The organism is Paenibacillus sp. FSL F4-0125 (genome assembly GCF_038008565.1).
Taxonomy (GTDB): Bacteria; Bacillota; Bacilli; order Paenibacillales; family Paenibacillaceae; genus Paenibacillus_AQ.
Genome location: NZ_JBBOZJ010000001.1, coordinates 970,776 through 984,375, shown reverse-complemented (window position 1 = coordinate 984,375; position 13,600 = coordinate 970,776). Strand labels below are relative to the sequence as shown.

Below are 13,600 nucleotides of genomic sequence, written 5' to 3'. Positions count from 1 at the left end.
ACTTAGAATCCCTACATCTCCAGAATTTCTACACCATACGGCTCAAGCTGCAGCTCTCCTGAACGAAGTGAGTGATGCAGCAGACTGCTATACTCCCGTGGCAACGGGACCGTCACCGGCTCCCGGCTCAAATTAAGCAAGAATAAGAAGCTGCCATGATCACCTGATCGCACAGAGGCCTGTACTCCATCCGGTAATCCCTCAAATCTAAACAGCCCCTGCTGCTTAGATAGGCGGTCCAATAATACGGACCAGAATCTCTCTTCCATATGAGTCCCAAAATAATAAACCTGACCTTTTCCGAAGGCGTTCACGGTTACAGCCGGCGTTCCACTATAGAAATCATCGCCATACCAAGCAATCGGCCATGCCACAACAGGTCTTAGGATATCGCACCACTGTGTGCATTCATATTGGTTACCCTCAGCATCAACGACCTTATGGGCCTCAGCACCAATCGGATCATACTCCAGCACCTCAACCCCTGTGCAATAGCTAAGCAGTCCCGGCAATGGCTGCATGACTGCGATGTTATTAGTATTTTTGACGCCACTTCGGTTGGTAACAAGCAAGGTTCCGCCAGTCAGTGCAAAATCCTCCAAACTACGTACGATCTCCTCATCCAGCAAATATAAATTCGGAGCAATCACTACTTTATATCCGTCCAGTGGCTGCCTAAGGTCTATCACATCGCAGCCCATGCCGAGCTTCGTCACGGCACGATGAATCTGTTTAATGTTCTCATAATAATCAAATCCCTCGGCCTGAGGTTGAATATCCAGTGCTGCTTTCTCTTCATGAGAATGAAGAATCGCCACTTCATTCTTTAACATCGTTCCATTCAGCTTCTCCCCAAGCGTATTAACTTCCCGGCATAACTGAGTGAACTCCGCAAATCTGCGTCCAGGGACATTGCTGTGATCAATAAGTCCGTGCCAGAATTGTTCTGCCCCTGCAACTGCACTACGCCAGCGGAAATGAACGACGGTATCCGCGCCTCTTGCAATCGTCTGCCAGGCATAAGCACGAATCATCCCAGGATACGGCGTTCTCCACATCGGCATCCAACAACCCGGTGAGCCGCTCAGCTGCTCCATGATCCAGAAATTTTGACGTTTAATGCCACGGGTTACGTCTAGTGAAAGCGCCCCGCTATACGGCGTTGTCCCTTGCTTGGTTGGCGAAGTATTCGGATAATAGTCAAATGCAGCGACATCCAGATCAGCACCAACTGCATACATATCCAAACGCTGCGGATAACTATGAAAGTTATGAGTAATAAAATGCTGCGGACAAACCGTACGCAAAATATTAATTTGCATCTTCTGAAAAGCTACCACTGAATCCCACTGAAACCGTTGATAATCCAGTAGAAACGATGGATTCTGATGGGGCGATCCGCCCAGTGGAACCGTAAGCTCATTCCAATCGCTGTATTCCCCACTCCACACAACCGTTCCCCATTCTGCATTCACCCGATCGAGTGTGACATATTTGGCTTTTACCCAAGTACGAAACGCTATATTACAGGCATCACAATGACAATCTAACATGCCGAATTCATTATCCGTCTGCCAGCCAATAACAGCTGGATGTTCACTATAATGCTCCGCAAGACGCTGAGTAATACGGTTTCCGTATTCGCGCAAAGACGAACTATTATAGCAGCGGTGTCCGCGAACCCCCGGGTGAAAGTTCTCTTCGCAAATACCGGCAGTACGTCCGTAAATTTCGTGGTTAACCATCTAGGAGGTGTAGCCGTCGGTGTACCAATCACGACCTGCAGTTCATACTTATGAAAAAGATCCAGCGCGCGGTCCAGCCACCCGAATTGGTAATTGCCCTCCGCTATCTCTAACCGGCTCCATGCAAACTCGGCAACTCGAACTACCTTGACACCTGTTTCCTTCATTAATCTGATATCCGATTCCCACATGGATTCATCCCAATGCTCCGGGTAATAGTCCACACCCATCTGAACAAGATCATATTGTTTCATCGGCGCCCTCTCCCCTATCTTGTTATCATCCAAATAAAAGGCGCTCCCCGTCTCATAATGATGAGGTATACGGAGAACGCCTTTGTTAACCACTAGTCCATTTTATCTTTATGAACGAGCTTTACTTATTTCTTAAGCTTGTCCCAAGCTGCTTGCATGCCAGTCATCCAGCCATTCACATCCACTTTGCCAGCAATCATCTGTTGAATAACACTAGCAAATTCTTGAGTTACACCATCAGGGAATTTAGAGGATTGCAAACCATATACTTTGTCTTCTTTTACATAGTTCCATACGTCAGATCCAAGCTTACCGATATCTTCAGGAGTTGCCTCGATGGTGGACAAAGCAGGGATGAATTTCCATTTTTTAACGATGTACTCTTTACCCATATCAGAAGTTACCAACCAGTTCAAGAATGTTTTAGCTTCTTCTTTAGATCCGGAATCTTTGTTGATAACAAGGTTAGCAGGAATACCTACTGTCATTTTGTCGTTTTTCTCAGCATCTTCATTGATTGGCATTGGGAACATACCGATGTTCATGTCAGGTGTGATGTTGTCAACAAGGGTTTGTGCCCAGTTACCTTCTTGCATCATTGCAGTTTCACCTTTAGCAAACATAGCCAAGTGGGTGTTAGCATCTGTAGTCAAAGGATTTTTTTGTCCGTATTTCAAAGTCAAGTTGAGCAGGTTGCTCCAATCTTCAAACACTTTATTACCTACGATTGTACCCGTACCATCATTCAAGCTCTTAATGAAGCCATTTACATCATCTTGTTGTGCAAAGGCTACGCTGATCCCTTGGTTACCAAGGAGCCACCATTCTTGATATGCATTACCAAAAGGAGTTACACCGATCGCTTGCAATTTTTTAGCTGCTTCTTCTAGTTGTGACAATGTTTTTGGCGTTTCAGTGATGCCTGCTTTTTCAAACAAGTCTTTGTTATATACAAAACCAATTCCTTCAAGGTTCATTGGCATACCGTATACTTTACCATCTTTAGTCATTGGCTCTGCTGCCATAGGAATCAGATCTTTCACCCAAGGTTGATCGGACAGATCTTCCATCTTATCTCCCCAAAGCTCCATTTCAGCATATCCACCATTTGAGAAAATGTCAGGTGCGTCGCCGGAAGCAAACTTAGTCTTCAGTGCTGCAGCATAATCGGCACCACCACCAACGGTTTGAATATCCAGCTTGATGTTAGGGTATTCTTTTTCAAATTCAACCTTAAGCTCATTAAGACCTTCAACGATTTCAGTTTTGAATTGAAAGATCTTAACGGTCTTTACTTCACCCTTATCTGTGCCAGCGCTTCCATTTTGTGAGTTACTAGAAGCGTTATTGCCTCCACCACATGCTGTTAATGCTAAACTCATCGCCATGACTGCCGAAAGAGCAATTGCTGAACGTTTCTTATTCATTATATTTTCCCCCTTAAGATAGTGGACTACTATTAAAATATTTGGAACGGAGGGCTCGGTGTTAACCTTTCACCGAGCCAGCCGCTATTCCCTCAACAATGTAACGCTGCATGAACAGATAGAAGATGATAATTGGAGCAATCCCGATTACGAGAGCCGGAAGCGCCATATCCCATTGTTTGGTGTATTGACCAAAGAAGGAGAAGGTCGCCAGCGGAATGGTACGAAGTTCTGGTGCCTGAAGAATCAAAGATGGCAGCAGATAGTCATTCCATATCCCAAGTGCATTAAGCACGATCGTTGTCATTACCATTGGCTTCAGCAAAGGAAGTACTATGCGGAAGAATACGGTAATTGGATTACATCCATCAACTGTTGCCGCCTCTTCAATTTCAAGAGGAACGGATTTTATAAAGCCGTGGAAAAGGAAGATTGCCATTGGAACGCTGATCCCTAGATTCGTAATAATCAAACCCAGGAAGGAATTATTTACTCCAAGTACATTTACGACCTTCAAGATAGGAATCATGATCGTTTGAAACGGAACAACCATTGCGGCTACGAACAATAACAGCAAAATCTGATTGAATTTCGTATTCGCCCGAACCATACGATAGGAAGCCATCGCACTAAACAGAGAGATTAGAATAACACTGATCACCGTGATGATTACCGAATTTCGGAAAGCTTCACCGAAACGCGCTAATTTCCAAGCATTTGTATAGTTCGACCACATGAAGGCCTGCGGCCAGCTTGCGGCATCACTCAGAATTTCACCGAAGGATTTCACTGAGTTCGCTAGCAAGAAATAAAATGGAGAGAGGAAGAGAAGGGCAAGAAGAATCATCAACACTTCTACGCCGATATTCCATCTGCTTTTTGACTTAGCGTTCATTAAGCTTCTACCTCCTTGCTCTTCGTAATACGGACCTGAATCAGGGTGATAATCGCTACGATAACGAAGAACAGCAGCGCTTTAGCAGTACCCAGACCGTAACGGTTGTTCAGGAAGGCTTCATTGTAAATATTCATTGCAACTGATTCTGTAGATTTGAATGGTCCGCCTTTCGTCAAGGAAAGGTTAAGGTCGAACATTTTGAAGGACCAAGAGATAGCCAAGAACAAGCCGATAGTTACAGCAGGCATAATCAATGGAACTACAATGCTGCGTAGTACCTGCCAACGGGAGGCACCATCAATATCAGCCGCTTCCAATACCTCTTTCGATACGTTACTGAGAGAAGCGATGTAGATAACCATTAGATAACCGGAAGACTGCCAAACAAAAACCATTACAATCGCCCAGAAGCCGGTTGTTGCATCACCCAGCCAAGGAAGATTAAAGAACGACCAACCTGTGAGTTCTCCCATGGTTGCGAACCCTTTGATGAAGATAAATTGCCAGATAAACCCGAGCAACAATCCCCCAATAACGTTCGGCATAAAGAAAATCGTCCGAAGCATGTTACGTGTCTTTAATGGTTTCGTTAACAGATAAGCAAGGAAGAATCCTACCACGTTAGTCAAAATTACACCTAACACAGTAAATCTTACTGTAAACCAAAAGGAAGACCAGAAGTCGGGGTCATTTGTAAATATAGTGGAGAAGTTTTGAAATCCGACCCAACTTACATTACCTGATACACCGTTCCAGTCTGTGAAGGAGTAATACATCCCCATGATAAATGGGATAATCGTTATTAAGGTAAAAAACAAGACTGCAGGACCAACGAAGAATACCTGTTGACCTAACTGGGACAACTTAGTGCCGCGCATTTATTGCCCCCCCCTTTCTTTTGCTCACTTACTTGTTTATGCTTTATACACATATTATCTGTTTTTTTGAGCGCACCTCACACCTACGGAATTGATCTTTCAGGTGTAAAATATTGATCGGATGTGACAAATTTCGATGAAATGGAACACGATTCGCACAAAAATGATCGTTTTTATCCTACTCCCAACGTTAATCTGTATTATGACCACGATGTTTATAAGTTATCACTTTAGTACCCAATCCTTACGAACAAGAGCAGTAGATGAGAATACGAATCTTCTCTTTCAGGGCACTAAAAATATCGAAAGTCTGATTCAGGAAATCAATCGACTCTCCCTTATCGTCTATTCAGATTCAGAATTCTACAGATCACTCGAAGCCGGATACGAGGATATGCTCGCAAATTCACGAATTTATTCTTCTCTGAATTACATATCTTCATCTATCCCTGACATTACTCAGGTCTATTTATACGGTGTCAAGGACAGCAAGGCCACTCTGCTCACCCAGAATACACCGAAACGTTGGCAAGGCATTCCACCTTATTCTGAGTCCAAGATCACAACCGATTCTACGGTATCCATACAGAGTACGCATTTAAGTCATAGCTACGGCCTAACAGCACCGATCCCGCAATTCATACCGGAGCCAGTGTTTACCTTGCACAGAAGAATCGAAAAAGTCCCTACCACAAAGGCGCTTGGCTACCTGTCGATTGATGTCAAGCTAACCGCTCTAACCGACATCATCAGTCAGTTATATGATCAGAAGCAGGAGAATATCTGGCTATTGGATGGCGATAGAGACATTGTCTACGGAGATAAAAGCGAAGAATACGGTAAGAAACTAAATGCAGCTTGGTACAATACACACATCGCGGGCAATCAAAGCTCAAAGGGATACTTTGAAGAGGACAATGCCATGTTTATTTACCAGAATATCGAAGGTCCAGGGTTAAATTGGACGCTAGTGAAGCAGATTCCGGTGTCTTATCTTTTCCGAGAAGCCAATGAGGCGGCAACGATCAATATAGCACTGCTAATCCTGCTGCTGATTACAATTACCACATTAACGATCCTGATCTCTTTTCGAATCACAGCCCCGATCAAGCAGTTGACCCGCTATATGAATCAGGTCCAAACCGGGAAACTTGATATCGATATCCGCCCCATGGGCAAAGATGAGATTGGTGTCGTTACAGAACGCTTCCGCAGTATGATGGATACGATCAATAATCTGATCCTGAGAGAGTACAAGCTGGAATTAAATAATAAAACGAATGAACTGCGGGCTTTGCAAGCACAGATCAACCCGCATTTCCTCAACAACACCTTACAGATCATCGGTACACTTGCCTTGGAGCTTAAAGTGCCCCAAATCTATTCTCTTCTTTCGGCTCTAGCAAAAATGATGCGCTACAGCATGTACAATGAGGAGAAGATCGTCACGGTTAAAGACGAACTAGACCATGTCAAAGCTTACGTCGAACTACAGAAGGAACGTTTTGAAAATAAATTCAGTTTCCGTTACGATATGGAGGAATCTCTTTTAGAGACATTTATGCCTAAGATGATTCTGCAGCCTATTGTAGAAAATTATTTCAAACACGGTTTTAACCATTCCCGTTCAGACGGATTTGTTGAGATCACCGCGGCAAAATGGGGCGACAAGCGAATGGAGATCTGTATTCAAAACAACGGAAACGCTATCCCTTCAGCGAAGCTCGATCTTTTGCGGCAGAAACTTCAACATTCGACTAGAACAGATATAGATTTATTAAGAAATACAGAGCAGGACAAGGAAGCTACAGGATCTGGTATTGGTCTGCCGAACGTTCTGGCACGGCTCAAGCTCGTATGCGGAGATAGCGCCATCTTAACTGTAGACAACCTCAGAGCAGGTGGAGTGGTTGTAAGACTGGAAATAGACATTATAGCGGAGCGTGAGACGATATGAAGGCGTTAATTGTTGATGACGAGGCGAGAGTTAGAAAAGCTGTTAGACTTCTAGTCGACTGGGACGCACATCAAATCGATGAAATTCTGGAAGCCGGTAATGGAAATGAAGCCATTGAGATTATTCGGCAAGTTAAGCCAGCCTTGGTCATTATGGACATGATGATGGAATCCGGTAATGGTGTAGAGCTAATGACATGGGTTAACGAGTTCGCCGGCAACATCAAATTTATTGTGGTCAGCGGACATAATGATTTCGAGTTCGTGCGCCAGACCGTACGTCATGGCGGAATCGATTATATCCTTAAGCCCATTGAGGCAGAAGCAATTAATGTAGCAGTCGCTAAGGCAGTGGCTGCCTGGCGTTCAGAGGAAGCTGACCGTAGCGAACGCCAGAAGCAGAGCATCCAGCTTAATGAGTTCAAGCCCATCTATGGAGAAAAGCTGCTATCCGCACTAATCGATGACCCGATCAACTCGGAAACATCTCTCCGAAGATTGCGTAGCGATGGCATTATCCCGGAAAATGTTCACTATTCACGCCTAATACTGGTGCAGACTGACACAGGAAATAGTCTCCTGCTAAAACGTTTTGGAGGAGACACCGGGCTCATGAACTACGCTATCGTAAATATTTGCAATGAATTTTTACAAGGACAGTATAAGGGTGTGGCTTTTCGTTACTGGGGAGGCCCTTCGGAAATCGCTATTATTCTGTGGGATATCCAAACGTCCATTGTTGAGCTTATAGGTAGAATTAATCAAGGTATCTACGCTACTCTGCAGGTAAGAATGCATTTCGGGATTAGCTGCATCGGCAACCTGCCTAAGCAATTACCTTATCAGCGTGCAGAAGTAGCCGAAGCCTTACAACGTCGAAATTTATTAATACATGAGGATTACTGCCATTTTTCCACTTCCTCCGAAGAGTTTAAAGAGCGGAATGAAACCACGAAGACAGAAATTCACGGAAATGCATCCCCTACGATCTTTGCTCATGTCAAGGAAGATTGGAAAATGGCAGTCATCAGCGGAAGTCCTGATGTATTGTCCTCGGCAGCGCAGCACTGGGTGGACGAGCTTAGCCGAAGCGGAATGGTTACACCGGAGATCCTAAACTCGTGGAAGAATGATGCACTCTTATTCCGTTCCCAGTTGGTAAGGGAAACGTTAGGCCCTGATGCCGATAACGCACTAGCTGAGCTAGAACAGGCCGACCAACTTCACCCGGCTCCTTATACGAACGGTTACTCGTTCTCTTTATTTGCCTGGCGTGACTGGTCATTTGACCTGATGCAGCGTATGTCAGAAGTGATTGCTGCTAAACAGGCTAAAGAAAACAATCCTATGCATGATATCGTGAAATATATCGAACTCAATTACGCCTCTGATCTCTCCTTACAGGAGATAGCCGGAAAGTTCTTTGTTAGCCGCGAATATATTTCGCGTCGGTTCAAACAGGAATACGGCATTAATTTTTCCGACTTCATCGTTAATATGCGGATAGATAAAGCTAAATTGCTGCTGCAGAATCCTCGTTTGAAGCTGTCGCAAATTTCTGAAATGGTCGGATTTCATGATGTGAAATACTTTAGCAAGGTATTCAAGAAACAGGTTGGTACTTCACCCAAAGACTATCGAAACCAGTTTAAGATTTGATTAATATCACTCTACAGGAAACGGTTGTCATCCTTTATGGAAGACAACCGTTTCTCGTAGAAGTATAAAGATAATGTATAGCGTGAAACTTATTCTTACTTATATTTTAAAAAGGCGTCCGCAACTGTCTTACCGGCTAAGCCGTTCGGATGCGGGTCGTCTATTCCGCTCATATATTCGGGTCTGATCCGGTGATCATCTGGTGCAGGTAACGACAATAGGCTTGCTATATCAAACACACGGCTCACGCCTATAGGCGGATTGGTCAAGATCTCTTGATTCACCTTGCGCCAAGTCTCTTCTCTTTCACCCTGAAAATTGAACGGTGGTACTGTACTTAGAATAATACTGGCTTCTGCATTTTCAGCCTTGATCTTAGAAATAATAGTCGTCAAATCACCAAGAAGCTCATCCGCCGAACGGCAGCCAATATCAATATCATTTACTCCGAGTACGATCATTACTTCATCACTCTGTTTAGCCTTGTTAAGCCATGGACCCTCCGCGGCAACATCATAAGCTCTAGCCCAGCCCGAGCCGATATTCCATACACCGATGTCTGTACCAAGACCATCTGCAATTCTTGCGACCCAATATTCGTACTCATCCTTTAATGTCCGCACACCTTGAGTAATTGAATCACCCAAGAATACTAATCTCTTGTTAACAGATTTCTTATAACCGATAAAACTCGGCAGAACTAACAGCTTATCAGATTCTGTGAAACCTTCCGCTGATTCCTGCGCAGCAAGATTTCCGGGCGCGTCATAGGCTGTTGCCAGCATCCCTTCTACATTGAAAGGAATCGATTTACCCGCAGTGAGCGTCTTAATCGTCCACGTAAACGCTAAGTAATGACCCTCCGGCAGATCAATGCTTGCCTCATCACTCCAGAAGCATTCCCCAGCCGCAACGGCTTTAGAGACATTACCTTCAAAAGTAAGCGCATGTTGTGTCTTTTCTGTAATCGTTCCGTCTGGTACGGTTCCACCGTCAGCGATATAAGCTGTCTCGATCACCCAGTCACCTCCAGGTTCACTGCCTACAGCTTCTTGCCCTTGATCCCATGTAGAATCGACCGCGTTACTATGCCAGAATTTTAGCTTTAACGAACCATTTTCCCTCAAACGAATATATGTCCTGAAGGTATGTGTAAACGGTTCTTGCCTATTCATTATAAAATTCGCTGCGGTTGAAAGAACCGTTGCTGAGGTATAATCCGTCTGGTTCAATACTCCACTTCCCTTAGTTAAATTAGCATTCATAATGTTTCCCCCGTCATTCAATAAGATTGTAACACTAAAACCTCTCTTATAAACCAGGGAACGGATCGTCCACCCAGTTTACAAGAGAGGTTATGGCTATATCAATATGCTTTGAGAAACGAGCTTATTTCAGTGTAATTGTAAACGATACGGATTTCGCACCTGCGTTTACTTTTACTGTAGTTTCATCTACTTGCTCTGCACCTTCTACAGCAGCGATCGTTCCCAGATCTTTAAGAGAAAGCGAGAATTCTTTACCGCTGCCTTCTGCAGTAACTGTTACGATACTGCCTTTACGGTCAGCCTTCACAGTCAATTCAGGAGTACCTTTAAGATCGCGAACCGTTGCAGTAGTGCTAGTGCCATCTTCAAGCGAATACAGGCCAAATTTAACGCCATTCGCATAATCGTAGTCCGGTTTATTATCCACACTGCCGATTGCCAGCAAGGAATTCTGGCGAACGAATAATGGCAGACTGAAGAAATCATATTTCTCTTTACGCCATGATCCGCCTTGTACAGTTTCACCACTAAGCAGGTGCGTCCAACGACCAGCCGGCAAGTAGTATTTCACTTCTCCGTTTTCTTGGAAGATAGGAGCTACAAGCAAGGATTCACCTAGCATGTATTGACGATCCAACACTTCGCAGGTAGGATCTTCCGGGAATTCCATAACCATAGCCCGCATAGAAGCCCAGCCATGTTCATGAGCCTGTCCTGCTACATCATACAGATAAGGCATCAAGCTGCATTTGAGTTTCGTGAAGAAACGGGTAACATCACAAGCTTCATCATCATAAGCCCAAGGCACACGGTACGAAGTACTACCATGCAGACGGCTGTGGCTGGACAAAAGTCCAAACGCCAGCCAGCGTTTGAATACATGCGCAGGAGCAGTGTTCTCAAAGCCGCCGATATCATGACTCCAGAAGCCGAAACCGGACAAGCCTAGGGACAATCCACCGCGAAGGCTCTCTGCCATGGATTCATAATCTGCGTAGCAGTCACCGCCCCAGTGAACTGGGAACTGTTGGCCACCGGCAGTTGCAGAACGTGCGAACAATGCCGCTTCATTCTTACCAAGCTTCTCTTCTAACACTTCAAATACAACCTTGTTGTACAGTTGAGTGTAATAGTTGTGCATTTTCATCGGATCAGATCCGTCAAAGTACACTACATCTGTAGGAATACGTTCGCCGAAGTCTGTCTTGAAGCTGTCTACGCCCATATCTACCAAATCACGCAGGTAGCCGGCATACCATTCACAAGCTGCAGGGTTAGTGAAGTCCACCAGCGCCATGCCCGCTTGCCACAAATCACATTGATAAACGTCGCCGTTAGGTTTTTTGAGCAGATAACCGTTCTTCTTACCTTCTTCAAACAAGCGGGAACGTTGGCCGATATAAGAGTTGATCCATACGCAAATTTTCAGGCCTTTATCTTTGAGGCGTTTCAGCATACCTACTGGATCAGGGAATACGCGCTCATCCCACTGGAAATCGGTCCATTGATATTCACGCATCCAGAAGCAGTCGAAGTGGAATACGCTCAGCGGCAGATCGCGCTCTGCCATACCATCTACGAAGGAGTTTACGGTTGCTTCATCGTAGTCGGTAGTGAAAGAAGTCGTCAGCCACAGGCCGAATGTCCATGCTGGCGGAAGCGCAGGCTTGCCAGTAAGTGATGTATAGTTGCTGATAACTTCCTTAATGGTAGGACCATCAATCACGAAGTATTCTAGGCTTTCTCCAGATACGCTGAATTGCGCTTTTTTCACTTTTTCCGAAGCGATTTCATAAGAAACCAGCTCAGGATGGTTAACAAATACGCCGTAGCCTTTGCTGCTTACATAGAAAGGAACGTTCTTATAAGCTTGCTCGGAGCTAGTACCACCATCTTTGTTCCAAAGATCTACAGTCTGTCCATTCTTTACAAAAGCGGTAAAACGCTCGCCCAAACCGTATACGAATTCACCTACACCGAGATCCAGCTCTTCACGCATATACGTGTTGCCGTCTTGATCCGTGATATAAGCCATGGACTTGAAACCGCTACCTGTAATTCTCTCGTCTCCACGATAGAAATCCACAGCCCATTGTTGGCCTTTACGAATCACTACCCGAAGTCCGCCGCTGATCAGCACAGTCTCGGAATCGTTTTCTTCAATCTTAACGTGATCTCCAGTACCTTTCGTAAGTTCGAAGACTGGACCGCGTTCTTGTACGCCATCATGATGAATAATCTTAACCCCTACCACACCTGGAAGCGGGGAATGAAATTTAACAGTAAGCAGGGTTGAATTCAGCGTTGCTGAACGTCCTGTGATTGGAGTCGTTTGAGTAATTGCTGTTAATCCTTCTGGAGTCTTTTCTACAACATAATTTTGAACTGCGCCGTTAATCGTGATACCATCACGCACCAGCCAGAGACCATCAGTAAATTTCATTGTGTACTTGCCACCTTTCAATTTGGTGTTTATAGTTGCATTATACCGATAAAAAATGCACAAAACTAATACTATATAGCTCATTTATAACACTATTTTGATATTTTATTCGAAAGGAGTAACATTTATGGACCGTACAACCCAGAGTCTGCTAAAAGAAGACAGAGTGCATGGCGATAGCATGTTTCCGCTTGCAGCTTATTGGATCGAATTACCTGCAGGAACACATGTACTCGATACCCATTGGCATGAAGAAGCGGAGTTTTTTATGCTGCTGGAAGGAGAAATTCTGTTTCAGGTAGACACCGAATATTTCCCTCTTAAGGCCGGCGAGGCTGTATTTATCGAGTCCGGTGATATTCATGCCGCCTATGTTCTGAATGAAGATACTCCCTGCAGATTCTGCGCACTTGTGTTTCTCCCTGATCTGTTGGCTAGCGCCCAATATGATGCGATCCAGCAAAATTCCATTTTACCCCTTCAGGAGAAAAGACAAAGCTTTCCTCGCCACCTTACACCGGCTGTGCAATGGCAACAAGAACTTCTGCAACACTTAGAACGTATGATGGACGCCTACGCTGCAAAATCCCCCGGTTTTGAAGCTTTTATTAAAGGCACACTTCTCATCATGCTCTCCCAGATTGCTCCAGAAGATCGTTTTGTTAACCGCAGCCAGCTGGATGACGCTGATACTACTAAGATCAATCGTCTTAAGAAGATTATTCTCTATATTCAGGATAACTATCAGGAGCCGATTCGAACTCGAGACCTCTCTGAGCTGATTCCCATGAGTGAAGGACAGTTCTGCCGTTTTTTCAAAGAGATGACCCGAAAGACTCCAGTGGATTACATTAACTCTTATCGCATTCGCCAAGCTGCCGATCTTCTGCAACAAAGCGACAGAAAAATATCCGACATCGCGTTCGAAGTCGGATTTGATAATGTAAGCTATTTTATTAAAGTGTTTCGCAGAGCGATGAAATGCTCGCCTTCGGAGTTTAGGAAGGGGTCCCGTTGACATCTTGTTGTTCGACTTAGCTAATGGCTCTCTTTATTAATTCTTCCTATTCAT

General features: G+C 44.6%; 10 protein-coding genes. 3 read left to right on the top strand and 7 right to left on the bottom strand.

The genetic code is table 11. The annotated features are described in order from the left end of the window. Positions 1-11: 11 nt before the first annotated feature. From NST74_RS04340 to NST74_RS04320, 5 genes are all read right to left on the bottom strand, one after another. Positions 12-1,649: a beta-galactosidase gene (locus NST74_RS04340; RefSeq protein ID WP_341110537.1), complete on the bottom strand. Its 1,638-nt coding sequence runs from the start codon at positions 1,647-1,649 to the stop codon at positions 12-14. Then, entirely contained in the window at positions 1,547-1,999 is a 453-nt protein-coding gene (locus NST74_RS04335) for a beta-galactosidase (protein WP_341110536.1), read from the bottom strand. Before NST74_RS04335 ends, NST74_RS04340 begins: the two co-directional genes overlap by 103 nt. A 125-nt stretch (positions 2,000-2,124) precedes the next feature. After that, on the bottom strand, positions 2,125-3,426 hold the full coding sequence (locus NST74_RS04330) for an ABC transporter substrate-binding protein (protein WP_042124322.1): 1,302 nt from the start codon (positions 3,424-3,426) through the stop codon (positions 2,125-2,127). Positions 3,427-3,487: 61 nt separating this feature from the next. Beyond that, a complete protein-coding gene (locus tag NST74_RS04325; protein WP_042124320.1) occupies positions 3,488-4,321 on the bottom strand; it encodes a carbohydrate ABC transporter permease in 834 nt (277 codons plus the stop codon). After that, on the bottom strand, positions 4,321-5,202 hold the full coding sequence (locus tag NST74_RS04320) for a carbohydrate ABC transporter permease (RefSeq protein WP_042124318.1): 882 nt from the start codon (positions 5,200-5,202) through the stop codon (positions 4,321-4,323). Before NST74_RS04320 ends, NST74_RS04325 begins: the two co-directional genes overlap by 1 nt. A 136-nt stretch (positions 5,203-5,338) precedes the next feature. Between NST74_RS04320 and NST74_RS04315 the strand changes: the two genes are divergently transcribed. Next, the gene (locus NST74_RS04315) at positions 5,339-7,159 is read left to right on the top strand and encodes a cache domain-containing sensor histidine kinase (protein ID WP_341110534.1); all 1,821 of its coding nucleotides are present in this window, start codon (positions 5,339-5,341) and stop codon (positions 7,157-7,159) included. Beyond that, positions 7,156-8,817 carry a helix-turn-helix domain-containing protein gene (locus NST74_RS04310; protein WP_341110533.1) on the top strand — a complete coding sequence of 554 codons (1,662 nt, stop codon included), beginning with the start codon at positions 7,156-7,158 and terminating at the stop codon, positions 8,815-8,817. Before NST74_RS04315 ends, NST74_RS04310 begins: the two co-directional genes overlap by 4 nt. Positions 8,818-8,912: 95 nt before the next feature. On the opposite strand, the gene NST74_RS04305 is transcribed toward NST74_RS04310, so the two are convergent. Beyond that, positions 8,913-10,082, bottom strand: a complete 1,170-nt coding sequence (locus NST74_RS04305) for an SGNH/GDSL hydrolase family protein (protein ID WP_341110531.1) — start codon at positions 10,080-10,082, stop codon at positions 8,913-8,915. A gap of 124 nt (positions 10,083-10,206) precedes the next feature. Then, entirely contained in the window at positions 10,207-12,528 is a 2,322-nt protein-coding gene (gene yicI, locus NST74_RS04300; protein WP_339289320.1) for an alpha-xylosidase, read from the bottom strand. A 127-nt stretch (positions 12,529-12,655) separates the two neighbouring features. Here yicI and NST74_RS04295 point away from each other — a divergent pair, with 127 nt between their 5' ends. Next, entirely contained in the window at positions 12,656-13,546 is an 891-nt protein-coding gene (locus tag NST74_RS04295) for an AraC family transcriptional regulator (protein ID WP_341110529.1), read from the top strand. Positions 13,547-13,600 lie beyond the last annotated feature (54 nt).

What these genes read in the sequence shown, in the direction of transcription:
- NST74_RS04305 (WP_341110531.1), bottom strand. Translation starts at nt 10,082, where the DNA reads ATGAATGCTAATTTAACTAAGGGAAGTGGAGTATTGAACCAGACGGAT.
- NST74_RS04325 (WP_042124320.1), bottom strand. Translation starts at nt 4,321, where the DNA reads ATGAACGCTAAGTCAAAAAGCAGATGGAATATCGGCGTAGAAGTGTTG.
- NST74_RS04335 (WP_341110536.1), bottom strand. Translation starts at nt 1,999, where the DNA reads ATGAAACAATATGATCTTGTTCAGATGGGTGTGGACTATTACCCGGAG.
- NST74_RS04310 (WP_341110533.1), top strand. Translation starts at nt 7,156, where the DNA reads ATGAAGGCGTTAATTGTTGATGACGAGGCGAGAGTTAGAAAAGCTGTT.
- NST74_RS04315 (WP_341110534.1), top strand. Translation starts at nt 5,339, where the DNA reads ATGAAATGGAACACGATTCGCACAAAAATGATCGTTTTTATCCTACTC.
- yicI (WP_339289320.1), bottom strand. Translation starts at nt 12,528, where the DNA reads ATGAAATTTACTGATGGTCTCTGGCTGGTGCGTGATGGTATCACGATT.
- NST74_RS04295 (WP_341110529.1), top strand. Translation starts at nt 12,656, where the DNA reads ATGGACCGTACAACCCAGAGTCTGCTAAAAGAAGACAGAGTGCATGGC.
- NST74_RS04330 (WP_042124322.1), bottom strand. Translation starts at nt 3,426, where the DNA reads ATGAATAAGAAACGTTCAGCAATTGCTCTTTCGGCAGTCATGGCGATG.
- NST74_RS04320 (WP_042124318.1), bottom strand. Translation starts at nt 5,202, where the DNA reads ATGCGCGGCACTAAGTTGTCCCAGTTAGGTCAACAGGTATTCTTCGTT.